At 66.2% G+C, this 22,995-nt stretch carries 21 protein-coding genes; 2 read left to right on the forward strand and 19 right to left on the reverse strand.

Features of this window, described 5'->3' with window-relative positions; all coding sequences use genetic code 11:
- Positions 1–39 precede the first annotated feature (39 nt).
- From murC to G9408_RS07525, 14 genes are all read right to left on the reverse strand, one after another.
- On the reverse strand, positions 40–1,473 hold the full coding sequence (gene murC / locus G9408_RS07460) for a UDP-N-acetylmuramate--L-alanine ligase (RefSeq protein WP_168453325.1): 1,434 nt from the start codon (positions 1,471–1,473) through the stop codon (positions 40–42).
- On the reverse strand, positions 1,473–2,657 hold the full coding sequence (gene murG / locus G9408_RS07465; RefSeq protein ID WP_168453326.1) for an undecaprenyldiphospho-muramoylpentapeptide beta-N-acetylglucosaminyltransferase: 1,185 nt from the start codon (positions 2,655–2,657) through the stop codon (positions 1,473–1,475). Before murG ends, murC begins: the two co-directional genes overlap by 1 nt.
- Complete coding sequence (locus G9408_RS07470; protein ID WP_210423198.1) at positions 2,654–3,892, reverse strand: FtsW/RodA/SpoVE family cell cycle protein; 1,239 nt, start codon at positions 3,890–3,892, stop codon at positions 2,654–2,656. Before G9408_RS07470 ends, murG begins: the two co-directional genes overlap by 4 nt.
- Positions 3,889–5,193, reverse strand: coding sequence for a UDP-N-acetylmuramoyl-L-alanine--D-glutamate ligase (murD, locus tag G9408_RS07475; protein WP_168453327.1), 1,305 nt, complete (start codon positions 5,191–5,193; stop codon positions 3,889–3,891). Before murD ends, G9408_RS07470 begins: the two co-directional genes overlap by 4 nt.
- Positions 5,190–6,260: a phospho-N-acetylmuramoyl-pentapeptide-transferase gene (gene mraY, locus G9408_RS07480; RefSeq protein WP_137869455.1), complete on the reverse strand. Its 1,071-nt coding sequence runs from the start codon at positions 6,258–6,260 to the stop codon at positions 5,190–5,192. The genes murD and mraY overlap by 4 nt, the downstream gene beginning before the upstream one ends.
- Positions 6,260–7,636, reverse strand: coding sequence for a UDP-N-acetylmuramoyl-tripeptide--D-alanyl-D-alanine ligase (locus tag G9408_RS07485; RefSeq protein ID WP_168453328.1), 1,377 nt, complete (start codon positions 7,634–7,636; stop codon positions 6,260–6,262). Before G9408_RS07485 ends, mraY begins: the two co-directional genes overlap by 1 nt.
- The gene (locus G9408_RS07490; protein ID WP_168453329.1) at positions 7,633–9,072 is read right to left on the reverse strand and encodes a UDP-N-acetylmuramoyl-L-alanyl-D-glutamate--2,6-diaminopimelate ligase; all 1,440 of its coding nucleotides are present in this window, start codon (positions 9,070–9,072) and stop codon (positions 7,633–7,635) included. The genes G9408_RS07485 and G9408_RS07490 overlap by 4 nt, the downstream gene beginning before the upstream one ends.
- Positions 9,072–10,766 carry a peptidoglycan D,D-transpeptidase FtsI family protein gene (locus G9408_RS07495; protein ID WP_168453330.1) on the reverse strand — a complete coding sequence of 565 codons (1,695 nt, stop codon included), beginning with the start codon at positions 10,764–10,766 and terminating at the stop codon, positions 9,072–9,074. Before G9408_RS07495 ends, G9408_RS07490 begins: the two co-directional genes overlap by 1 nt.
- Complete coding sequence (locus G9408_RS07500) at positions 10,763–11,350, reverse strand: hypothetical protein (RefSeq protein WP_235957496.1); 588 nt, start codon at positions 11,348–11,350, stop codon at positions 10,763–10,765. The genes G9408_RS07495 and G9408_RS07500 overlap by 4 nt, the downstream gene beginning before the upstream one ends.
- A complete protein-coding gene (gene rsmH, locus G9408_RS07505; protein ID WP_168453332.1) occupies positions 11,350–12,342 on the reverse strand; it encodes a 16S rRNA (cytosine(1402)-N(4))-methyltransferase RsmH in 993 nt (330 codons plus the stop codon). Before rsmH ends, G9408_RS07500 begins: the two co-directional genes overlap by 1 nt.
- Entirely contained in the window at positions 12,339–12,839 is a 501-nt protein-coding gene (locus G9408_RS07510; protein WP_120216823.1) for a division/cell wall cluster transcriptional repressor MraZ, read from the reverse strand. The genes rsmH and G9408_RS07510 overlap by 4 nt, the downstream gene beginning before the upstream one ends.
- A gap of 275 nt (positions 12,840–13,114) precedes the next feature.
- The gene (locus G9408_RS07515; protein ID WP_328804407.1) at positions 13,115–14,278 is read right to left on the reverse strand and encodes a Gldg family protein; all 1,164 of its coding nucleotides are present in this window, start codon (positions 14,276–14,278) and stop codon (positions 13,115–13,117) included.
- Positions 14,275–14,661, reverse strand: coding sequence for a hypothetical protein (locus tag G9408_RS07520; RefSeq protein WP_168453333.1), 387 nt, complete (start codon positions 14,659–14,661; stop codon positions 14,275–14,277). The genes G9408_RS07515 and G9408_RS07520 overlap by 4 nt, the downstream gene beginning before the upstream one ends.
- A complete protein-coding gene (locus G9408_RS07525; protein ID WP_168453334.1) occupies positions 14,658–15,638 on the reverse strand; it encodes a cysteine synthase A in 981 nt (326 codons plus the stop codon). Before G9408_RS07525 ends, G9408_RS07520 begins: the two co-directional genes overlap by 4 nt.
- A gap of 193 nt (positions 15,639–15,831) precedes the next feature.
- Between G9408_RS07525 and G9408_RS07530 the strand changes: the two genes are divergently transcribed.
- Complete coding sequence (locus G9408_RS07530) at positions 15,832–17,964, forward strand: TonB-dependent receptor (protein ID WP_168453335.1); 2,133 nt, start codon at positions 15,832–15,834, stop codon at positions 17,962–17,964.
- A gap of 39 nt (positions 17,965–18,003) precedes the next feature.
- On the opposite strand, the gene G9408_RS07535 is transcribed toward G9408_RS07530, so the two are convergent.
- From G9408_RS07535 to G9408_RS07550, 4 genes are read right to left on the reverse strand one after another with little or no spacing between them, the layout of a single operon-like run.
- Positions 18,004–18,543, reverse strand: coding sequence for a hypothetical protein (locus G9408_RS07535; RefSeq protein WP_168453336.1), 540 nt, complete (start codon positions 18,541–18,543; stop codon positions 18,004–18,006).
- A gap of 34 nt (positions 18,544–18,577) precedes the next feature.
- Complete coding sequence (fabG, locus tag G9408_RS07540; RefSeq protein WP_168453337.1) at positions 18,578–19,321, reverse strand: 3-oxoacyl-[acyl-carrier-protein] reductase; 744 nt, start codon at positions 19,319–19,321, stop codon at positions 18,578–18,580.
- 25 nt (positions 19,322–19,346) lie between these two features.
- Entirely contained in the window at positions 19,347–20,285 is a 939-nt protein-coding gene (gene fabD / locus G9408_RS07545) for an ACP S-malonyltransferase (RefSeq protein WP_168453338.1), read from the reverse strand.
- Between the two features lie 45 nt (positions 20,286–20,330).
- Positions 20,331–21,158: an LD-carboxypeptidase gene (locus G9408_RS07550; protein WP_168453339.1), complete on the reverse strand. Its 828-nt coding sequence runs from the start codon at positions 21,156–21,158 to the stop codon at positions 20,331–20,333.
- Positions 21,159–21,314: 156 nt separating this feature from the next.
- Between G9408_RS07550 and G9408_RS07555 the strand changes: the two genes are divergently transcribed.
- On the forward strand, positions 21,315–22,697 hold the full coding sequence (locus tag G9408_RS07555) for a Mur ligase family protein (RefSeq protein ID WP_168453340.1): 1,383 nt from the start codon (positions 21,315–21,317) through the stop codon (positions 22,695–22,697).
- On the opposite strand, the gene G9408_RS07560 is transcribed toward G9408_RS07555, so the two are convergent.
- A complete protein-coding gene (locus G9408_RS07560) occupies positions 22,694–22,975 on the reverse strand; it encodes a hypothetical protein (RefSeq protein ID WP_145985977.1) in 282 nt (93 codons plus the stop codon). The two genes, G9408_RS07555 and G9408_RS07560, sit on opposite strands and share 4 nt — an antisense overlap.
- Positions 22,976–22,995: the final 20 nt, after the last annotated feature.

Genomic DNA, 22,995 nt, shown 5'->3' on the forward strand with positions numbered 1-22,995 from the left:
CCCCCTCCCCGCAAGCGGGGAGGATTTGGAGCAGGCTGATCACTTGGCGTTCTCCGCCGCGCTCGCCAGCCCGGCCGCCATCTTGGTGATGTCGCCCGCGCCCAGGCAGATGATCATATCGCCCGCACCAAGATCGCCCGCCTTGACGCTATCCGCGATGCTCGCTGCCAGAGCCGCCGCATCCGCAACAACACTCGCTTGCCGATGCCCCCGGTCGCGCAGCCCCGCGACCAGCGCATCGGACGACACGCCGTCGATCGGCGCCTCACCCGCGGCATAGACGGGCAGCGCGAGCACGATATCGGCATCGTTAAATGCCTGCTGAAAATCGTCCATATGGTCGCGAAGCCGGGTGAAGCGGTGCGGCTGGACCACGCCGACGACGCGCCCCGCGCCGACGCCTTCGCGCGCCGCCGACAGCACCGCGCGGATCTCGACCGGGTGGTGCGCATAATCGTCGATCACGGTGACGCTGCCCTCACCCGCGGCGATCTCGCCGACCTTGGTGAAGCGGCGCTTGACCCCGGCGAAACCGTTGAAGCCCGACACGATCTTGTCGTCGCTCACCCCCATGTGCAGCGCCACCGCAATTGCAGCGAGCGAGTTCTGGACATTGTGGCGCCCCGACATCGGCAGGTGGATGCCCTCGATCGTGCGGCTGTTGCCGTCGCGGTCGCGGACGACGACGTCGAAACGATTGCCGTCGGGGCCGGGCGTCACATTGGTGCCGCGCACGTCGGCTTGGGCAGAAAAACCGTAGGTGACGATACGGCGGTCGCGGATGCGCGGGATGATCGCCTGCACCTCGGGATGGTCGAGGCACAGCATCGCAGCGCCGTAAAAGGGGACGTTCTCGATGAACTCGACGAACGCGTCCTTGATCGCGTCGAAACTGCCATAATGGTCGAGATGTTCGGGATCGATGTTGGTGACAACCGCGATCGTGCCGTCGAGGCGCAGGAAGCTGCCGTCGCTCTCGTCGGCCTCGACCACCATCCAGTCCGACGCGCCGAGCCGCGCGTTCGAGCCGTAATTGTTGATAATGCCGCCGTTGATCACGGTCGGGTCGATGCCGCCCGCATCGAGCAACGCGGCAACGAGGCTGGTCGTCGTCGTCTTGCCGTGCGTGCCGGCGATGGCGACGGTCGATTTGAGGCGCATCAACTCGGCGAGCATTTCGGCGCGGCGGACGAGCGGGATGCGCTGCGCGAGGGCTGCCTCGACCTCGGGATTGCCGCGCTTGACCGCGGTCGAGGTAACAACCACCGCCACGCCATCGACATTCGAAGCTTCATGGCCGATGCTGACCTTGATCCCGCGCTTGCGCAGGCCTTCGATGACATAGCTTTCAGCGATGTCGCTGCCCTGCACCTGATAGCCAAGGTTGTGCATCACCTCGGCGATCCCCGACATGCCGATGCCGCCGATGCCGATGAAGTGGATGGTGCCGATGTCGGTCGCAACGCCGCGCATCATTCGCCTCCCGCGCGCGCCGACGCCATGCCGGTCGCTGCGGCGCGCTGGCCCGACGAAGCGCCGACGCGGATGACGTCCATCATCGGCGGTGCGGCAAGCGATTCGACTAGGTCGGCGAGGTCGCGCGTGGCGTCGGGCAGGCCGCAGCTCGCGGCGCGCGCCGCGGCATTTTCGAGCGCACCGGGTTCGAGCGCCATGCGCTGGATCTGCTTGGCGAGTTCGCTGGCGGTAAATTGCGGCTGCGGGATCGAGCGCGCGCCGCCCGCCTCGACCATGTCGACGACATTATAGGTCTGGTGATTGTCCATCGCATGCGGATAAGGAACGAAGATCGCGGGCCGCCCGGCGCAGGCCAGTTCGGCCACCGTCGACGCCCCGGCGCGCGCAATCACCAAATGCGCCCAGCGGAGCCTGTCGGGAAAATCGGTGATATAAGGCGCGCATTCGGCGGCGACGCCCATCGCCGCATATTTGCCGCGCACTTCCTCCAGATCGGCCTCGCGGCATTGCTGCACGACCTGCAACCGGTCGAGCAGCGCGCGCGGCAGCATCGCGATCGCGGCGGGCACGACATCACTCAGCACCGTCGCCCCCAAGCTGCCGCCGACGACGAGCAAGCGGAAAATGCCTTCCTCGCTTAGCGGCGGGAAGCCTTCCTCGCGGATCGCGATGATTTCGTCGCGCACCGGATTGCCGGTGATGTGCTTTTTCAGCTCATGGCCCGCCGGGTAACGCTGGATATTGTGATAGGCGACCGCCACCGCATCGACGCGCGGCGCCATCATGCGGTTGACCCGCCCCAGCACGGCATTTTGTTCGTGCAGCACGCGCGGCCGTTTCGTCGCACCCGCGGCGAGCAGGCTGGGCAACGAGGGATAGCCGCCGAAGCCGATGACGACCGCGGGATCGAAATCGCGGATCAGGTCAATCGCCATCCGCCGCCCTTTGCGGATCGCGAGCGCCGCCTTGACCCAGCCGATGGGTCCGCCCGACACGCGCCCGGCGGGGAGGACATGCGTTTCCATCTCGGCGGGCGCGCCCGGAATACGCAGGCCGCGGTCGTCGCTGACCAGCGCGACGCGATGCCCGCGCGCGATCAGCTCGCCCGCCAGCGCATAAGCGGGGAGCATATGCCCCCCGGTCCCGCCAGCAGCGAGCAGATAGTGGCGAGTTGCACTCATTTCTTGTTCCAGTTGCGGGTCATCGACACCCGCGCCGCATAGGGGTTTCGCCGGGTCAGCGACAAGAGCAAACCCATGCCGATCGACAGCGCGATGAACGATGAACCGCCATAGCTGATGAACGGCAGCGTCATGCCCTTCGACGGGAACAGCTGGGTATTCACCGCCATGTTGATCGTCGCCTGCCCGCCGAACTGTGCGATCAATCCCGCGACCGCGAGGATCAGGAAGCTGTCCTCTTCGTCGAGCAGACGCACGAGGACGCGGACGATGATCGCCAGATAGAGGATCGCAATCGCGATGCAGGCAATCATCCCGAACTCTTCGCCGATGACCGAGAAAATATAGTCGGTATGCGCCTCGGGCAGCTGGAATTTCGCGAGGCCCGCCCCCGGCCCGGTGCCGATCAACCCGCCCGCGGTCAGCGTCGCATGCGCCTTGTCGACCTGAAAACTGTCGCCCTCGGCGAACAGCCAGATGTTGATGCGCTGCTGCGCCACCGGGTAAAAGAAATAGGCGAGGATGATGCCGACCACGCCGGTTGCGGCGAGCATCCCCATGATTCGCATCGACAGCCCGGCGACAAGCACGAGCACCAGCCAGGTCGCGGCGAAAATCACCGTCTGCCCCAGATCGGGCTGCCCCATCAGCAGCACCGCGATCACCCCGGTCAGCACAAAGCTGAGCGGCACCACGGGCAAGCTCTGGTCGTGCAGGCGCAGCGACAGGATCCACGCCAGCGACACGGCGAAAAAGGGCTTGAGAAACTCCGACGGTTGCAGCCGGAAAACGCCGCCGCCGATCCAGCGCTGCGCGCCATTGACCGTGGTGCCAAGCAGCGGGACCATGAACAGCAGGATAAGGAAGGTGATCGTGCCATAGATCGCGAAACGCCGCGCCTGCGGTTTGGGCAGCATCGACACGCCCAGCATCACCGGTACCCCGACAATGACCCACATCAGCTGGCGATAGAAATAATAGAGCGGGTCGAGCGACGCGGTGCTGGTCGACAATTTTTGCGCCGCCACCGGCGACGCCGCGGCAACCGCAACGAGTCCGATCGCAACCAGCATCGACACCAGCAGCAACAGCACCCGGTCGATTTCCCAGAACCACAATCCCAGCGGCGTCCTGTCGGCGCGGCTGAGACGCGGGCCGCGGCGCTTGACGGTGCGCGTCGTCGCAATCACCGGCCTTTCGGTGGTGGCGTCCATATTGTCCATTCCCCCGCTCATGCCCCAAGCGCCGCGACAAGTCCGCGAAAAACATCGCCGCGCTGTTCATAATCCTTGAACTGGTCGAACGAGGCGCAGGCCGGCGACAGCAGCACGATGTCGCCGGGCCGCGCCGCTGCCGCCGCATGCGCGACTGCCGTTGCCATATCAGCCGACCGATCGACCGGGATCGCATCGCCGATTTCGGCAGCGAACGGCTCCATCGCATCGCCGATCAGATAGGCCTGTTTCACATGACCGAACCAGGGGCGGCACGCCGCCAGCCCGTCGCCCTTCGCTTGCCCTCCGGCAATCCAGTGCAAACGCTGGTCCGGCGCCGGCGGGAATGCCGCCAGCGCCGGTGCAGCGGAAGCCGCGTTGGTCGCCTTGCTGTCATTGAACCAGCGGACGCCTGCGACTTCGCCGACCAATTCCATCCGATGCGGCAGCGACCGGTAGGTCGCTAGGCCGCGTTCGATCTGTTCGTCGTTCAATCCCAGCACGCGGCACACCGCGATCGCGCAGACGGCGTTCTGCGCGTTGTGCGGGCCTTGCAGCGCGGGCCAGCGCGCCTGATCGACCGGGTCGATGTCCTTGCCCGACACGCGGTGCAGGCGGTGGTTGATCCGACCCGCGATCATCTTTGAAGGATCGTCGTCGACCGCGACGATCGCGACCTGATCCCGATGCTGGAGCGAAAACAGCCGTGCCTTGGACGCGGCATAGCCGGTAAACCCGTCATAGCGGTCGAGATGGTCGGGGCTGAGGTTGGTCAGCACCGCGACATCGCAGGCAAGGCTGTGCGACAGGTCGATCTGATAGCTCGATAGCTCGAGCACATACACGCCGCCTTCATGGAGCGGATCGCGCGAGAGGATCGGCAACCCGATATTGCCGCCCATCAGCGACGGCACCCCGGCGCTTTCCAGCATATGGTGGATCAGCGCCGTGACGGTCGATTTGCCGTTCGTTCCGGTGATGCCAACGACCTTGTGCGGCGGCAGTTCGCCGCGCGCTTCGGCAAAAAGCTCGACGTCGCCGATCACCGGTACATGCGCCTCGCGCGCGTGCGCGGCGATCGGGTGGCGGTTGAGCGGCACGCCGGGCGATACGACCACCCCGGCAAAGCCGATCAGGTCAATCTCCAACGGATTGCCGATGTCGGCGCCCAGCGCCATCGCATCGTCGCGCGCTTCCTCGCGCTCGTCCCACGCGGTGACCCCCGCGCCGCTGGCGACGAGCGCCGCGACCGTCGCGAGCCCCGAGCGCGCCAGCCCCAGCACCGCATAGCGGCGACCGGCAAAGGCGCGCGAGGTGATCACCGCAGCTTTAAGGTCGCGAGCCCCGCGAGCGCCAGAACGATCGAGACGATCCAGAAGCGGATGACGACGGTCGATTCGGGCCAGCCCATCTGCTCGAAATGATGGTGGATCGGCGCCATGCGGAACACCCGCTTGCCGGTGCGCTTGTACCAGAACACCTGGATGATCACCGACAAGGCCTCGACCACGAACAATCCGCCGACCAGGACGAGCACCAGCTCATGCTGCGCCGTCACCGCGATCGTCGCCAGAGCGCCGCCGAGCGCGAGGCTGCCGGTGTCGCCCATGAACACCGCCGCAGGCGGCGCGTTGAACCACAGGAACGCGAGGCACGCCCCGATGATCGCGGCGGCGAACACCGCCAGCTCGCCCGCCCCCGAAACATGCGGGATGCCCAGATATTCGGCGAATTTCACATTGCCCGACAGATAGACGATGACGAGGAAGGTCAGGCTGGCGATGATCACCGGGAAGGTCGCAAGGCCGTCGAGCCCATCGGTCAGGTTCACCGCATTGCCGAAGCCGACGATCAGCACCATCGCAAAGACATAATAGAGCGGCCCGAGTTCGAGCACGACACCGCTGAAAAAGGGCAGATACAGGTCGGTACCGGTGCGCGACACGATCAGGAACACCGCGACCCCGGCGATCAGGAACTCGATCAGCAGGCGGACGCGACCCGGAATGCCGCGATGGCTGGCCTTGGTCACCTTGTCGAGATCGTCGAGGAAGCCGACCGCCGCAAAACCGCCGGTCACGAAAATGCACGCCCAGACGAAGCGGTTGGACAGGTCCATCCACAAGAGCGCCGAGATCATCAGAGAGATGAGGATCATCAGCCCGCCCATCGTCGGCGTGCCCTTTTTGGCAAGGTGGCTTTGCGGCCCGTCCTCGCGGATCGGCTGTCCCTTGCCTTGTCGCATCCGCAGCATCAGGATGAAGCGCGGGCCGATCCACAGGCCAATGATCAATGCGGTTGCGACCGCCGCGCCCGAGCGGAAGCTCAGGTAGCGAATGAGGTTCAATACCCCCGGAAAGCCCAGCCATTCCGCCAGCCAATATAACATCAACAGTCCCCGTTGGTCAGCGCGGTCACCAGATGCGACAAGCCGACGCTGTTCGACCCCTTGATCAGCACGGTGTCGCCGGGGTGGATCACGTCGCCCAGCCGTGCCGCTGCGTCAGAGTGGGCGGCCACATGCTCGAAATCGATGCGCCCCTCAAGCGCTTTGGCGAGCGGCGCCATCTCTTCGCCGACAAGCAGGGCGAATTGCACCCCGGCTGCGACGAGCGGAGCCGCAAGCCCGGCATGATAGGCCTCGCCGTCGGGGCCGAGTTCCTTCATCGCGCCGAGAATCGCCACCTTGCGATCGCCGGATTCGCTGCCGAGTTGTTCGATCGTCGCGGCCATCGACGCCGGGTTGGCGTTATAGCTTTCGTCGATCAGCAGAATATGCCCGCCGCCAAACGGCAGCCGGTGACGCGCGCCGCGCCCGGCGAGCCCCGCCATTTCGGCAAAGGCCAGCCCCGCGGCGGGCAGGTCGCCGCCGACCGCCTTCACCGCCGCCAGCACCGCGAGCGAATTGGATACCCAATGCACCCCCGCCTGCGCGATCGTGTAGCAGAGCAGCGAATCCTGCACCTGCGCGGTGACGAGCGACCCGCCCTGGCCGTCGGGCAGCCAGTCGACCGCGCGCACATCGGCGTCGGCGCCTAGGCCGAAGCTGATGACATGCGCGGCATGCTGCTCGGCCTTGGCGCGCAGCCGCGCATAATGCGGGCTGTCGAAGGGGACGATCGCGGTACCGCCGGGCTCCAGCCCCTCGAAAATCTCGCCCTTCGCGTCGGCGATCGCCTCTTCGCTGCCGAAAAACTCCATGTGCGCCGGGGCGATGGTGGTCACGATGGCGACGTGCGGACGGACCATGCGCGTCAGCTCGGCGAGCTCGCCCGCATGGTTCATCCCCATTTCGAACACCCCGAAATCGGCGGTAGAGGGCATGCGCGCGAGGCTGAGTGGCACGCCGACATGGTTGTTATAGCTTTTGACCGAGCGATGCGCCTTGCCGGGGCGGAAACGGTCGAGCGCCGCGAACAGCGCTTCCTTCGTCCCCGTCTTGCCCGCCGACCCGGTTACCCCAATGATCCGGCCATGACTGCGCGCGCGCGATGCCGTGCCGAGCGCGTTCAGCGCCGCGGCGCTGTCGGCGACGCGGACATGCGGATGGTCGATGGCAGATTCGCAGACAATGCCCGCGGCGCCCGCAGCAATCGCCTTGTCGATAAACTTGTGTCCATCGGTCGCCTCCCCGCGCATCGCGACGAACAGGTCGCCGGTCGAGACCTCGCGCGAATCAAAGGCGACGCCGTGCACGGTGAAATCGGCGCTCGCTTCGCCGCCGGTCGCGGCGGCAATGGCGCGGGCTGTCCACAGCGGGTTCATGCCGCACACTGGCGCGCGACCGCGACGTCGTCAAAGGGGATGACGCGCATGTCGGCGCCCGCGCCGACGATCTGCCCCTGCTCATGCCCCTTGCCCGCGATGCAGACGATGTCGTCGGCGCGCGCTTCGGCAATCGCGGCGGCGATCGCGGCGCGGCGATCGCCAATGACCTGCGCGGTGGGCGCACCGTCGGCGATGGCAGCGCGGATCAGCGCCGGATCCTCGCCGCGCGGATTGTCGTCGGTGATGATCAGCACGTCCGCCTTGGCCGCCGCGACCTTCCCCATTTCGGGGCGCTTCGCCTGATCGCGGTCGCCGCCGGCGCCGAACACCAGGATCAGCCGCCCCCGCGCATGCGGACGCAGCGCGTCGAGCGCCGCCGCGATCGCGTCGGGGGTATGCGCATAGTCGACATAAACCGGCGCTCCCGCCTTGGTGATCGCCGCGCGTTCGAGCCGTCCGCGCACCGGCTGCAGCCGCGCCAGATTACCCAGTGTTTGCGCAACATCGCCGCCGGTCGCGATCACCAGCCCTGCCGACACCAGCGCATTGGCGACCTGATAGGCGCCGATCAGCGGCAGATCGACCTTATGGGTCCGCTCGCCCGCCGCGATGACGAGCGACTGGCCGAGCTGGGTCGGTTCGCGCGAGATCAGGCGCAGCGCTTCGCCGTGCGCCCCGACCGTCAGCAGGCGGACGCCGCGCGCCTTCACCGTATCGATCACCTGTGCCGAATATTCGTCGTCGGCCCACACCACCGCCGCGCCGTCCTGGTCGACCACCTCGGTAAACAGCCGCAGCTTGGCGGCCAGATAGGCGTCCATCGTGCCATGATAGTCGAGATGGTCATGGCTGAGATTGGTGAACGCCGCCGCCTTTACCGTCAATCCTTCGGTGCGATACTGGTCGAGCCCGTGGCTCGATGCCTCGAACGCCGCATGGCCGACGCCCTCGACGGCCAACCCCGACATGTTGCTGAGGAAGGTCACGATGTCGGGCGTGGTGAGCCCGGTCGCGGCGCTGTCGACCGAGGTCGTGATCCCCAGCGTGCCGATCGACGCCGCGTTGAACCCCGCCATCCGCCACAGCTGGCGCGTCATTTCGACGGTCGAGGTCTTGCCGTTGGTCCCCGTCACCGCAACGCAGGTCGCCGGAAAACGGTGAAAAAAGCGCGCCGCAATATGCGCGAAAGCGCGGCGCGGATTGGCTTCGGCAATATGCACTGCACCGTCGACGCGGGCTTCGGGCCGTGCGACGACCGCCACCGCCCCGGCCTCGATCGCCGCGGGAATGAAATCCTCGCCGTTGAATTTCTCGCCAACAAAGGCGCCAAAGACTGTCCCTGGCGCCACTTTGCGATGATCGATGGCGAGGCCGGTGACGACCGGGTCGGTGCCCGCACCCCCTTGATCCCCCGTCAGCGCGGACAGGCGCATTATTCGTCTTCCCCATTTCTCCACAGCAGCGGGGTAAGCTCGGAGACATCGACGTCGCGGCTTTCGTCGGGGAATACGCCGAGCATCGGTCCGGCGCGCATCACGACCTTGCTGACCACCGGCGCCGCGGTCCAGCCCGCGGTGCGCTGGCCCGAGCTATAAGCATTGCCCTTGGGCTCATCGATCATCACCAGCACAACGTAGCGCGGATTATCCATCGGGAAAGCCGCGGCAAAGGTCGCGACGACCGAGCTACGGCGATAGCCGCCCGCGCCCGGCTTTTCGGCGCTGCCGGTCTTGCCGCCGACGCGGAAGCCCGGCGCTTCGGCTTTCTTGCCGGTGCCGTCCGACACGATCAGGCGTAGCAGCTGGCGCATCCGCGCGCTCGTCGCCGCCTTGAACACACGGCGACCCTTCGGCGGCGCCTGATCGCCCAGTTTGGTGATCGTCGCGGGGCGATAGATGCCGCCGTTGACCAGCGCGGCATAGGCGCTGGCAAGGTGCAGCGGGGTCACCGCGATGCCATGGCCAAAGCCCGTCGTCATCGTGGTCAGGCGGCCCCAATTCTTGGGCCAGATCGGGAAAGCGCGTTCTTTCAGGTCAATCTTCGGCCGCGTGTTGAAATCGAGCTTGCGGAACATCGCCTCCATATTCTCGCGCCCCAGCTCGTCGGAAATCCGCGCCGTGGTGATGTTCGAGCTATGGATCAGCGTTTCGGGGACGTTCAGCCAGCGGTTCGAGGGGTGGCTGTCGCGGATGCGAAAGCCCGCGATCGCCAGCGGCGCGGTCGCGTCATAACGCCGCGCCATGCTGGTCACCGTTCCCGCGTCGATCGCGGCAGCCACCGTCAGCGGCTTGAAGGTCGAACCCAGCTCGTACAGATTATGCGTCACCGCGTTGCGCCGCGCCGCCATATTGTCCGGCGCCAGCTTGTTGGGATTATAGGTTGGCAGCGACGTCATCGCCGCGATTTCGCCGGTATGGACGTCGAGGATGATGCCCGCGCCGCCGATCGCCTCCAAATTGGTGACCGCCGAGCCCAATTCGCTTTCGAGCACACCCTGCACCCGCGCATCGATCGACAGCGCCAGCGGCTCGCCGCGGGTAGCCTTGTCGATCAGGCGGCTGTCGAACGCCCCCTCGGCGCCGGTGACGCCATGCCCCGCCGCATCGGTAAAGCCCAGCACGTGCGCGGCGAGGCTGAGCTGCGGATACAGCCGCTCTTTCTCGCGCGGGAAGTCGAAACCGACGTCGCCGATCGCGTTCACCGCCGCGACCTGATCGGGCAGCGCGCGGCGGCGGATATAGGTCGGGCGCGGCCCGCTCACCTTGGCCAACAGCTCGGCGCGCGATATGTCCGGGAATATCTTGTGCAGTTCGTCGGCCAGATATTGCCGATTGTTGAGCAGCTTTTCCGGAACGACGCGGATCGAATAGCCGTCGATCGTCCGCGCCAGCGGGATGCCGTTGCGATCGACAATGTCCGCGCGCGCCGGAAGGAAGGCGGTCGATGCCGAACCGTTGCGCGACGACGTGTCGAACATCGCGAAATAGAGCAACCGCATCGACACCAGAAAAAACGCCGCCATGAACAGCAGCATCAGGATCATCAGGCGCTGCTGCGCGGTCAGCAAAATCTGTTGCCGCACCCCAGCGGTACGCACCCGGGTCGGACGGACGACCAGCGTGTTCATCGGGTGGGCTTCCCTCCTGCGGCTTCGGCGGCGGCGGCACGCTTCAGATCGGCGAGCGTCGATTCGGCAAGCAACTGGTCCTCGATCATCTTGAGCTGCTCGCGGCGGCGCGTCGGCGCCATGCGCGGCGCGGCGTCGCTGCGAATGCCCGTTTCGGCCTGCGCCAGCACGACGGGCTTCGCCGCAGCGGGCTTTGCTGCGACCGGGCTTTCCTGGGGCGCGGCGGGCACGGCAACCGGCGAAACCATCGCCATCAGCACCGGCGCAACCTCGTTGGCGCCGCGCGCGCGCGGCAGGCGGTCGAGCGACGCCAGCTGGCGCTCGCTCTCCAGATATTGCCCCGCACCCGGGGCCGAATAGCCAAAGGTGTCAGCGTTCCACTGCTCCAGCTGGCGCATGGAGGCGCGCACCGCGAGCTCGGATTCGAGGTAGCGGATATTGTCGCGGCTGCGCTCGATCTCTTTTTCGATCCGCGTCAGTTCGCTGCGCGTCGCCGCGACCTTGAGCGACACCGGATAGAGCATCATCGCACAGATCAGCACCAGCAGGACCAGTCCGATCCCTTGAAGTTTGCGCGCCGCCATCAGCATGAGATCGCCTCCTTCATATTGGATTGACCCGGCCAGGCCGGGGCTGCCGTCCGCACCGCGCTGCGCAGCGTTGCCGATCGGGCGCGCGGGTTGCGCGCCTCTTCGGCCTTGCTCGGCCGCACTTTGCGCGCCGGCGTTTCGAAGGTGGCGGCCCGCGCCAGAGGGAGCGGCGCGGGCCGGTGACGCGAACCGGCGGCATCGCTTCCGCTCCGTTCGCGCAGAAAATTCTTCACAATGCGGTCTTCGGTGCTGTGAAAGCTGACCACCGCCAACCGGCCGCCCGGGCGGAGCAACCGTTCGGCAGCGGCCAGCCCCGCGACCAACTCGTCGAGTTCGGAATTGATGTGGATGCGGATCGCCTGAAAGCTTTTGGTCGAAGGGTCCTTGGGCGCACCCGGCGGATGGCGCAGCGCCTTGCGGACCACTGCGGCCAGTTCAGCGGTACGCGTCAGCGGCCGCGCGGCAACGATCGCGCGCGCAACGCGGCGCGACTGACGCTCGTCGCCATAATGGAACAGCACGTCGGCGATCTCGGTTTCATCGGCGCGGTTCAGCCAGTCGGCGGCGCTTTCGCCTTCCTGCGCCATGCGCATGTCGAGCGGGCCGTCCTTCTGGAACGAAAAGCCGCGCTCATCGCGGTCAAGCTGCATCGACGACACGCCGATGTCGAAGGTGATGCCGTCGACGGCATCGATCCCGCGCTCGGCCAGCAGCCGGTCGATCTCGCCGAAGCGGCCGTGGATCAAGGTCAGCCGGCCATTGGCCTCCTCGACCAGCGCCTGCCCTTCGGCAATCGCATCGGGATCGCGGTCGCAAGCGACGACATCGGCGCCCGCGGCGAGCATCGCGCGGGTATAGCCGCCCGCTCCAAAGGTCGCGTCGACGTGACACTCGCCCGGCGTGATCGCGAGTGCGGCAACGACTTCGTCGCGCAGGACGGGGTCATGGCGCGGATCGCGGGGCAGCGCGGCGGAAAGGTCGCTCATTTCCGCCCCTTCCCTTTCGTCGCATCCCACGCCGCGGCAAGCCGCTGCAGCACCGGATCGGCGTCGGCGCATTCGACGAGCGTCGGCAACCACCAGATTTCGAAACGACGGCCCGATCCGACAAAGGCGGTCGCACCGACATCGCCAACGCGGTCACGGTGGGTAAAGCCGGGCAGGAACCGACCGCTGTCGTCCAGTGCATAGGCCTCGGTATAGCTGAAGCGCTTCTTGAACTCGGCGTCTTCGTCGAAATCGAGATTGCGGGCGCGCGCGGTGTCGCGATCACGCTCGATCTCGCTGTTCAGCCGGTCATATTGATCGTGGCCATAGGCGACGAGGCAGGGCAGCTTTTCATGGAAACCGACCCAAAGCACGCGCTGGCCGTCCGCAGTAAGGGGCACATTGTTGCGGAACTGTGAGGGGACGGCGATGCGTCCCTTGCCATCGATCGCAGCGAAGCTGGTGCCTGCATATTGGCCGGGCGTCACAATCGCCATCGCTCTGCCCTCCCCCTATGCGCCACCGGGCAATAATTCCCTGGCCCCGAAATCGCATGATTCCAGTTGGTTCGGTGTCGGTGGAGATTGCCCCTCTCCGATTCCTGACTATCAACTATAGATCGGGGTGAAAAGGGGTAATTTGGGGCAAAATAGGGAATCTACTCCCTATTTGCCGCAAAATGCCCGATTCCATGGTCAAAACGCGGTCGGCACCGATCGGCGGACCGCAAACCGCAGCCTTTTCGGAGCAAAATCGGGTCGAAAAAGACGCCTCAGTTGGCGCGCGCGCGAATCCACAGCGGCTGCAGCGGCGCGACTCCGGCGCCAGGCCACAGCCGCGCCGCCAACCATTCGATGGTGTCGGCCCGCCGCAGATGATGTGCACCAGGCACCAATGGCGACCACAGCGGCGCAAACAGCAGATCGGCATCGCCCACGAGCCAGGCCTCACCCGCGCCGATCGGGCATCGTGCAACGCGGCGATCGGCGAAACTGCGGCACCGCGGCGGCAACCCCTCGAACGCCCCCGCGCTCGACAGGCGCAGCCGCGCGCCGTCGACCGCGATCGCCGACACCGCATTATCGCCGGTCGGCGCAGACCCGAGCACCACCCCCCAATGATCGAGCAGCGGGGTTAGCAGGCTGGTGACCGGCGGATTGCGAGGATCGCCGAGCGGATGGCGCGCAGGCCAGCCCGACAGCGCGTCGGCCAGCAGCACGGCCTTGCCGCCGCCCCGGACAAAAGCGTCGATCGCGACCAGTTCCCGCGGCGCCAGCGCGCGTGGGTGTGCGATCAGCAGCGTTCCGCGGGGCGGCGGCACCTGTTCGGCCAAGCTGTCCACCAGCGCCACCGGTCCCAACGCCTCCAGCCGGGCCAGTGCCGGATCATCCTCGGCGCCGGACGAAATGATCGCGGCGATATCGCCGCTACCCGACCAGCGCAGCGGCAGTCCGGTGAGCATTGTCGCGGCCGGGGTGCCCGCCGCGGCCAACGCGGGCCGATAAAGTGCCGCGAGCAACATATGTCCGGCCGCGAACCAGCCGGTGACCAGCACCAATCCGGCGAACCACGGCAGCCATCGCACCCGCCAACGCCGTTGCACCAGCCGGTCGGCAACCCATGCCGCGGCGGCACCCAACACACCGACCAGCGCCAGTTGCCGCCACCCCGCTGAACCCGCCAAGACGAGCCCGAGCAGCGCTTGCGCCCCGAGCAACAGGCCGAGCACCGTCAATGCGTTGAACCGCCGCGACGCGGTTTCGTCGCCGCGCTGCCAGACCGCGAGCAGCAGCATCGCCAAAGCCAGTATCGGCAGCGCAAGCGCAGGATCGATCCGGCCGAGCAGCGCCTGCCCGCCGACAATCCACGCCAGCAACAGCGTCAAGGCAGCGATGGAGATAGTGCGCGCCACCGAACGGCGCGTCCAAGTGGTCACGGGGCGGATTTGCGCGCGCGCTGCAATTCGGGGTCGGGTTCCAGGTCGGGGACGGTGGCTGGCGACGGCGCCGCCTGCGGCACCTTGATCTCGGTCGCGGCATTTTCGTCCTTCGTCGAAGGCGATACCGGCTGGACCCCCAATTCTTCGAGCGGCGCGCCGCTGCCCTTTTCTTCGCCCGGCATCTTCACATCGGCGGAGGCCGCAGCGTCGCTCTCGACATTTTCGCGCGCACGATCGCCGATCAGCCCCGCCATGCCGACGAGCAGCAGCACGGTGAGCACGCCAGCGATACCGATCTGCAACCGCCGCATCGTGTCGTTGACCGGCGCGGGCGGCACCGGCGGCGGCACCGCCTGCTTGTCGGTGCGGATCTGGATCATGCTGCCGCCTCCGTCAGACCTTTGCTCGCCAGCCATTCGGGGTTGTAGAGCGTCGACAGATAGCGGAACCCGCTGTCGCACAGGATGGTTGCGATCCGTTTGCCGGGCCCCAACTGCCGCGCGAGCGCCATCGCCCCGGCGACATTGATCCCCGACGACAGCCCCAGGCACAGCCCTTCCTCGTCGAGCAACTGCCGTACGACCTTCAACCCTTCGGCATCCGATATGCGGAACTGGGTGTCGATCGGCGCCCCGTCGAGGTTCGCGGTGATGCGGTTCTGGCCGATTCCCTCGGCAACGCTGCTGCCCTCGGCCTTCAACTCGCCACACTGGTAATAATTGTAGAGGCCCGCACCGTGCGGATCGGTCAATGCAATGACGATATCGCTGTTCTTGGCCTTCAGCCCCAGCCCGGTCCCTGCGATCGTGCCGCCGGTTCCCGCGGCGCAGGTAAAGCCGTCGATGCGCCCGTCCATCTGCGCCCAGATTTCCTCCGCCGTCCCCATCACATGCGATTTGCGGTTGGCGATATTGTCGAACTGGTTGGCCCAGATCGCATTGTCGGTCTCCTCAGCGATGCGGCGCGAGGTATGGACGAAATGGCCGGGATTGGCGAATGGCGCGGGCGGCACGAGCACCAGCTCGGCACCCAGCGCGCGGATCGTCGCCATCTTCTCGGCGCTCTGGTTGTCGGGCATGACGATGATGGTCTTGTACCCCAGCGCGTTACCGACCAGCGCCAGCCCAATGCCGGTGTTGCCCGCGGTCCCCTCGACGATCGTTCCGCCGGGACGCAGGCTGCCGTTCGCTTCGGCGTCGCGGACGATATACAGCGCGGCGCGGTCCTTCACCGAACCGCCGGGATTGGCATATTCGCACTTGCCCCAGATCTCGCAGCCCGTGGCTTCGCTCGGCCCCTTCAGCAGCACCAGCGGGGTGTTGCCGATCAGGTCGAGGCTGTTTGCAGCTATAGTCATGCCCCTGATCTAGGGCCGCGCCCCCGGCCTCGCAAGACAGCTTCGCTTAGCGCCGCCATGATCGGCCTTTGTCGATAAACGGGCGCCCGCTTCCGACCAACGACCACGCAGGCGCGACGACCGGGGGTTGCCACTGTGACAGTATATCATTACTGGAGCCCGCACAGATCGTTTCAGAACAGGACTTTCCCCCATGCGTTTCCTTTGCTCCGCCGGTTTTTCCCTTGCCATCTTCCTCGCCGCCCCCGCCTTGGCGCAGGACCGCGCCGCTGCGGGCAGCGACGACGATGTGCACACCGGCGACCCGATCATCGTCACCGCACCCTATGTCCGCAGCCTCGATATCCTCGGTAATGTCTCGGTGCTCGAGGGCGACGAGCTGGCACGCGACATCCGCGGCCAGATCGGGGACACGCTGACCCGCCAGGCTGGCGTGTCGGCGACCAGCTTTGCTCCCGGCGCCTCGCGCCCGGTGCTCCGCGGCTTTTCGGGCGAGCGCGTCCGCGTCCTGACCGACGGCATCGGGTCGATCGACGTGTCGAACACCTCCGCCGACCACGCCGTCACCATCGATCCGCTCACCGTCGAGCGCATCGAAATCCTGCGCGGCCCCGCCGTGCTGCTGTTCGGCAGCCAGGCGATCGGCGGCGCGGTCAACCTGTTCGACCGCCGCATCCCGCGCAAGGTTCCGGCCGACCACGTCCATATCGATGCGATCGGCGGCTATGCGACCGCCGCCAACGACCGCAACATCGGTAGCTCGATCGACGTCGCGTTGACCCCGCAGATCGTCGCGCATCTGGACGGCAGCTGGCGCAAGACCGGAAATTTGCGGACCGGCGGATTCGTCCACTCTGCCGATTTGCGCGACGATCTTCTCCACGCCGCCGAACATGAGGCCGAGGAAGGTCATGACGACGAAGCCGCCGAACTGACCGAGCTGGCGAACAGCCGCGGCAAGATTCCGAACACCGCCAGCGAAACCTGGACCGCGGCCGGCGGGCTATCGCTGATCAACGAGGGCGGCCAGCTGGGCATTTCGGTCAGCTATTATGACAGCAAGTACGGCGTCCCCAGCCGCCCCGGTTCCGAGCATCATCATGGCGAAGAGGGCGAGGAAGAAGGCGAAGAAGAGGAAGGCCATGACCATGGCGAAGGCCCGGTCACGATCGGCCTGAAACAATGGCGCGCTGACCTGCGCGGTGAGGTCGAAATGGGCGATGGCTTCTTCGACAAGCTGCGCATCCGCGCCGGTTTCGCCGATTACGAACATACCGAATTCGAAGGCGACGAAGTCGGCACCGTCTTTACCAACCAGGGGATCGAAGGTCGGCTCGAACTGGCGCAGAATGATCGTGGCGGCTGGCGCGGCGCCAGCGGCATCCAGTACAGTCACCGCGATTTCAACGCGATCGGCGCCGAAGCGTTCGTCCCGCGCAACCTGACCGACCAGTTCGCGCTGTTCACGCTTCAGGAATGGACGCTGGGTTCGCTCGGCGTCGAGGCCGCGGCTCGCTATGAAACGACCGACGTCCGTGCGCCGTCGCTGGGCATATCGCGCAGTTTTGACACTTTTTCAGGCGCGCTCGGCGCAAATTACGACCTTAGCGACAGCGCCAAGATCGGTCTGTCCGTCGCCCGTGCCGTCCGCGCGCCCTCGGCCGAGGAGCTTTTCTCCAACGGCCCGCACATCGCCACGCAGGCGTTCGAGGTCGGCAATGTCGACCTGAAGCGCGAAGCGAGCTGGGGCGCGGAAGCGTCGTTCAAGGTCAAGATCGATGCCTTCAGCCTCAGCCTCACCGGCTATGCCAACTGGTTCGACGATTTCATCTATTCCGAAGCCACCGGTGAAGAAGAGGACGAGCTGCCGGTCTTCCAATATTTCCAGCGCGACGCGCGCGTCTGGGGCTTTGAGGCCGAAGCAAGCGCGCGGCTGGCGCAGATCGGCGGCTTCAATATCGTCGGCGACGTCGTTGCCGACATGACGCGCGCCAAGATCAAGGGCGGCGATCATGTCCCCCGCATCCCTGCGATGCGCGTGCTGGGCGGGCTCGAGGCGCAGGGCGAACGCATCGACGCGCGCGCCGAGGTCGAATGGACCGACGATCAGACCCGCATCGCGCCGTTCGAGACCGCGACCAAGGGCTTTACGCTGGTCAATGCGTCGATCAGCTGGCGGCCGCTGCCCGATACCAGGAACCTGACGCTATCGCTGGCCGCGAACAATATCTTCGACGTCGAAGCGCGCCGCCACGCCAGCTTTACCAAGGATTATGTGCCGCTCGCGGGCCGCGATTTCCGGATTACCGCGCGGGCGAGTTTCTGAGATATTGTCGCCCCCGCCTGCGCGGGGGCGACAATGGCGTCAAAACGGCAATTGCTTGCGCTTGTTCCAGTAGATCGAGGTCGCCGCCGCATAAGCCCCGACCTTTTCCCACACCGCATTGTCCACCTTTTCGATGTCGACGCCGCTGTCGATATAGGCCTGAACGATCGCCATGATCTGGTCCTCCGACATGTCGCTCGACAGATCGGGATTGACGCCCGTCGGGCCAAAGTCGAGCGCCTTGTCGACGATTGCCGATGACAGGTTGAGCTTGGCGATATCGCCGACCAGCCACTCGCGCGAAATGCGCGCGAGGCTGTAATCGAAATAGGCCGCCCTTTGGGCTTCGGCGATGCCATGCTTCGCGACGCACCCGTCGGTAACCGTCGACAGTTGCTGAAACAGCGCGTCGCGCGCAGCATCGTCACCCGCGCCCGCCATCGCGGCGCCGATCGACGCCTTGGTATCGGCGGCGACCGAGGTCACGACGCAATCGAATTTTTCACCCTCCTGCGCCGTGGCCGCGACGGGCAGCGCCGCCATCGCCAGCGCGGCGCCCGCAATCAAACCCTTCAGCATGCGCAAATTCCCTTCAACATTGCATCGCGAACCATCACGACAGCATGGCCATCCCGCCATTTACATGCAATGTCTGGCCAGTGACATATCCGGCCTCTTTCGACGCCAGATAGACGACCGCCGCGGCGATATCGCTGCCCTCACCCATGCGCCCCGCGGGGATACGCTGATTGAGCGCTTCCTTTTGCGCCTCCGGCAAATCGTCGGTCATCGCTGTCGCGATAAAGCCCGGCGCGACGCAGTTCGCGGTCACCCCCCGGCTCGCCAGTTCCTGCGCCAGCGCCTTGGTCATACCGGTGACCCCCGACTTCGAAGCCGCATAATTGGCCTGTCCCGGATTCCCCGTTGCGCCGACGACGCTGGTGATCGAGATGATGCGACCAAAGCGCGCCTTCATCATCGGCTTGGCGGCGGCGCGCGCGAGACGGAAATTGGCTTCGAGGTTGATGCGGATGACATCCAGCCACTCCTCATCCTTCATCCGCATGATCAGATTGTCGCGCGTCACCCCGGCGTTGTTGACGAGGATGTCGAGCTTGCCGCCCAGCGCATCGACCGCCGAAGGCACCAGCGCATCGACCGCCGCAGCATCGCCGAGGTTGCATGGCAGCGCGACATGATCGCCGCCGAGCGTGTTACGAAAGGCGCTCAGCTTGTCGGCGTTGGACCCCGAAACCGCGAGCCGCGCGCCCTGCGCCGCGAGCGCCTGCGCGATGGCGGAACCGATGCCGCCCGAGGCGCCGGTGACAAGGGCGGTCATGCCGGTGAGATCGAACATCTGCAATTCTCCTGAAATCTGATTCTTAGAGCGACTTGAGCAGCGCTTCGATGTCGTCCATCGAAATCACGCTGGCCGTTTCGACCTCACCGCTCGCGCTGCGCTTCACCATCGGCGACAGAACCTTGCCGCCGAATTCGACGAAGTGCGTTACGCCGATATCCTCCATCGACGCCACGCTTTCGCGCCAGCGGACGCGGCCGGTCACCTGTTGCACCAGTAGGTCGCGAATGCTGTCGGCGTCGCTCACCGGGCTCGCGGTGACGTTGGCCACGACGGGGACCAGCGGCGCGGCGGGCGGGTTTGTACCGAGCGCTTCGGCCATCGCGTCGGCGGCGGGTTGCATCAGCGGACAGTGGAAGGGCGCCGAGACGGGGAGCAACACGCCGCGCTTGATGCCATAATCCTTGACGAGCGCGACCGCGCGTTCGACCGCGCCCTTGTGGCCCGAAATCACGACCTGCGACGGGTCATTGTCGTTGGCGACGGTGCACACCTCGCCTTCGGCGGCGGCGTCGGCGAGCTTCTGCGCGGTGTCGATGTCGGCGCCGAGCAGCGCGGCCATCGCGCCGACGCCGACGGGCACCGCCGCCTGCATCGCCTGCCCGCGCGTCTTGAGCAGCCGCGCGGTGGTCGCGAGGTCGAAAGCGCCCGCGGCGCAGAGCGCGCTATATTCGCCGAGGCTGTGGCCCGCGACATAATCGGCCTTCGCCGACAGCGTCACGCCGCCTTCCTTTTCGAGCACACGCAGCGTCGCGATCGCGTTCGCCATGATCGCAGGCTGCGCATTTTCGGTAAGGGTGAGCTGATCCTCCGGACCTTCGGTCATCAGCTGGAACAGCTTCTGCCCCAGCGCATCGTCGACCTCCTGAAACACCTCGCGCGCTGCGGGCGACGCATCGGCGAGCGCCTTGCCCATGCCGACCGACTGGCTGCCCTGACCCGGAAAGATGAATGCGCGCATATTGCGTCCCCTAGCCTGTTCCTTGAATGCGCCGCGCCTATTCCCTCACCCTGCGCGATGCAAGCCGAAGGGTACGACCTTGTTGTCCGCATCATGGCCGATGTCGGCGCGACCAAGATAGGGAATGTCGCATCGCGCGCACCAGCCCTGCGCGATCTCTTCGGCCTCCAGCCCGAACGGCCGGTCATTTTCGCGGACGTCGCTGATCCGCCCCAGCCGGATGCCGGCAAGCCCGCGAGGGCCAAGATAGCTGGCGACGTGGAAAAAGGCGCGGTCGAAAGCGTAGAGATACTCGCTGACTTCCTCGACAAGCAGGACATGCCCCGTCAGATCGGGCTCGAGCGGGGTGCCGAGCAGCATCGACAGCGTCATCAGGTTGAACGCCGCATGGCGCGCGCCATGTTCGAGCCCGCTCTCGCACGCGCCCGGATCGCGCGCGACGAGCCAGTCGAGCGCGCGGAGCACCGCCACATCACCGCCCTCGCGCCGGATGTCGGCGACCATCGGGCCGTGCGCCACATGGTCGAAACCGTCGCGATAGAGTGCGCCGAGCAGATTGCCCTGGTCCGAATAGCCGAGAAAGGCCTTGGCCCTTGCAACGTCGGTCATCGCCGCAACGGCATCCTCGGCGATCCGGCATGCGCCATAGCCGCCGCGCGCGAACCACAGCGCGTCGATGTCGGGGCGGTTCGCCATTTCCACCAGCGCCGCGAAACGATGTCCGTCCTCGCCCGCGAAATGGCCGTGCGTCGCGAAACATTGCGGATCGAACACCAGCTCGACGTCGGGGTAGCCGAGGCTGGCGAGCGCGCGCACCGCCTCGGCATCGTCGGGCAGGATGGGGGTCGAGGGTGCAACAATCCCGATACGCATGGACCAAACTTCCCCTCAAACCGTTCGCATCGAGCGAAGTCGAGATGCCCATCGGCCTTACGCCATCCCCATCGGTGTCTCGACTTCGCTCGACACGAACGGAAATTGGGGTCAGTGCCGGTTGCAAACCCTTCGACAAGCCCATAACGCCGCGCCATGTCGGAAAACAAATCCTATTTCTTCTGCGGTATCGGCGGGTCGGGCATGTTGCCGCTGGCGATGATCGTCGCGGCCCGCGGCGCCAGCGTGTCGGGCTCGGACCGCAGCCGCGATCAGGGCCGCAGCGCCGACAAGTTCGCGTGGATCGAGGGTCAGGGCATCGCGCTCTTCGCGCAGGACGGCAGCGGCGTCGCCGCGGACCAGACGCTTGTCGCCTCGGCGGCGGTCGAGGACAGCGTTCCCGACATTGCCGCCGCGAACAGGCTGGGCCTCGCGCGCATGACCCGCGCCGACCTTAATGCGGCCCTGTTCAATGGCGCGGACAAGGCGATCGGCGTCGGCGGGACCAGCGGCAAGTCGACCGTCACCGGGATGATCGGCTGGATCCTCGATCGCGCCGGGAAAAAGCCGACGGTGATGAACGGCGCGGTGATGCGCAATTTCGCGAAAGCCGACCAACCCTTTGCCAGCGCGCTCGTCGGCGACGACGCGCTGTACGTCAGCGAAGTCGACGAAAGCGACGGGTCGATCGCGCTCTATCGCCCCGACGTCGCGGTGGTCACCAACATCAGCCTCGACCACAAGAGCCTCGATGAACTCCACGCGCTGTTCGGCGATTTTGTCGCCACGGCGCGGATCGCGGTGATCAACGCCGACGATCCCGAATCGGCGGCGCTGTTCAACGCCGACAACAATCTGCGTTTCGGCTTTGGCGATGGCGCCGCGATGCGCGGCAGCGATTTCGAGCCGCTGCCCGACGGCTGCCGCTTCAAGGTTCATTTCCTCGCGACCACCCACGAGGTGCGGCTGCGCATGCCCGGGCGGCATAACGCCATGAACGCGCTCGCGGCGATCGCGGCGGCGCGCGCGATCAACATATCGGTCGCCGACGCAGCCGCGGCGCTGGCCGATTTCACTGGTCTCGCGCGCCGCTACGAGGTACTTGGTCAGGCGGGCGGCGTCACGGTCATCGACGATTTCGCGCATAACCCGGACAAGGTGGCGGCAACGCTCGCCGCCGTTGCCGAGCTCCCCGACCGCGCGCTGATCTTCTTTCAGCCGCACGGCTATGGCCCGCTGCGCCAGATGGGCAAGGAACTCGCCGCGAGCTTCGCGAAGGGCATGCGCGACGGCGACAGGCTGTTCGTGTGCGACCCCGTCTATTTCGGCGGCACCGTCGACCGCAGCATCGGCAGCGAAGCGCTGGTCGCCGACATCGTCGCGGGCGGCGGCGATGCGGTTCATCTGACGACGCGTGCGAACTGCGGCGCGGCGATGCTCGACGAGGCGAAGGCGGGCGACCGCATCCTCATCCTCGGCGCGCGCGACGACACGCTGACCGAGTTCGGGTTGGAATTGCTGGAGAAGCTCGGCGCTTAGCCGAACGTGTCCTCGATATTGCTGATCCCGGCCTTGCGCGCGCGATAGCGTCCGATACCGAAGCCCACGAAGAACACGAGTGTCTGGAGCATCAGTTCGAATGCGATGGTGAAAATCATCGCCACACCAAGCGGAATCCCGTCGACGCCAGCGATCAAGCCGCCGAGACCGCCGAACAGGCTGGCCAGCAGCAGGATAACGCCCGCATGCTTCCACGTCAGCCGGTCGCTGTTCATGCCCCAGCTGAACAGACCGATCAGCGCCGCAATTTCCAACATCGCCATTTCCCCCTAAAGCA

This window comes from Sphingopyxis microcysteis (assembly GCF_012274265.1).
GTDB lineage: Bacteria > Pseudomonadota > Alphaproteobacteria > Sphingomonadales > Sphingomonadaceae > Sphingopyxis > Sphingopyxis microcysteis.

Excerpts from the sequence above, each read along its gene's own strand:
- murC (WP_168453325.1), bottom strand. The coding sequence starts at position 1,473 with ATGCGCGGCGTTGCGACCGACATCGGCACCATCCACTTCATCGGCATC.
- murG (WP_168453326.1), bottom strand. The coding sequence starts at position 2,657 with ATGAGTGCAACTCGCCACTATCTGCTCGCTGCTGGCGGGACCGGGGGG.
- G9408_RS07470 (WP_210423198.1), bottom strand. The coding sequence starts at position 3,892 with ATGAGCGGGGGAATGGACAATATGGACGCCACCACCGAAAGGCCGGTG.
- mraY (WP_137869455.1), bottom strand. The coding sequence starts at position 6,260 with ATGTTATATTGGCTGGCGGAATGGCTGGGCTTTCCGGGGGTATTGAAC.
- G9408_RS07485 (WP_168453328.1), bottom strand. The coding sequence starts at position 7,636 with ATGAACCCGCTGTGGACAGCCCGCGCCATTGCCGCCGCGACCGGCGGC.
- G9408_RS07490 (WP_168453329.1), bottom strand. The coding sequence starts at position 9,072 with ATGCGCCTGTCCGCGCTGACGGGGGATCAAGGGGGTGCGGGCACCGAC.
- G9408_RS07495 (WP_168453330.1), bottom strand. The coding sequence starts at position 10,766 with ATGAACACGCTGGTCGTCCGTCCGACCCGGGTGCGTACCGCTGGGGTG.
- G9408_RS07500 (WP_235957496.1), bottom strand. The coding sequence starts at position 11,350 with ATGGCGGCGCGCAAACTTCAAGGGATCGGACTGGTCCTGCTGGTGCTG.
- rsmH (WP_168453332.1), bottom strand. The coding sequence starts at position 12,342 with ATGAGCGACCTTTCCGCCGCGCTGCCCCGCGATCCGCGCCATGACCCC.
- G9408_RS07510 (WP_120216823.1), bottom strand. The coding sequence starts at position 12,839 with ATGGCGATTGTGACGCCCGGCCAATATGCAGGCACCAGCTTCGCTGCG.
- G9408_RS07520 (WP_168453333.1), bottom strand. The coding sequence starts at position 14,661 with ATGATCCAGATCCGCACCGACAAGCAGGCGGTGCCGCCGCCGGTGCCG.
- G9408_RS07525 (WP_168453334.1), bottom strand. The coding sequence starts at position 15,638 with ATGACTATAGCTGCAAACAGCCTCGACCTGATCGGCAACACCCCGCTG.
- G9408_RS07530 (WP_168453335.1), top strand. The coding sequence starts at position 15,832 with ATGCGTTTCCTTTGCTCCGCCGGTTTTTCCCTTGCCATCTTCCTCGCC.
- G9408_RS07535 (WP_168453336.1), bottom strand. The coding sequence starts at position 18,543 with ATGCTGAAGGGTTTGATTGCGGGCGCCGCGCTGGCGATGGCGGCGCTG.
- fabG (WP_168453337.1), bottom strand. The coding sequence starts at position 19,321 with ATGTTCGATCTCACCGGCATGACCGCCCTTGTCACCGGCGCCTCGGGC.
- fabD (WP_168453338.1), bottom strand. The coding sequence starts at position 20,285 with ATGCGCGCATTCATCTTTCCGGGTCAGGGCAGCCAGTCGGTCGGCATG.
- G9408_RS07550 (WP_168453339.1), bottom strand. The coding sequence starts at position 21,158 with ATGCGTATCGGGATTGTTGCACCCTCGACCCCCATCCTGCCCGACGAT.
- G9408_RS07555 (WP_168453340.1), top strand. The coding sequence starts at position 21,315 with ATGTCGGAAAACAAATCCTATTTCTTCTGCGGTATCGGCGGGTCGGGC.
- G9408_RS07560 (WP_145985977.1), bottom strand. The coding sequence starts at position 22,975 with ATGTTGGAAATTGCGGCGCTGATCGGTCTGTTCAGCTGGGGCATGAAC.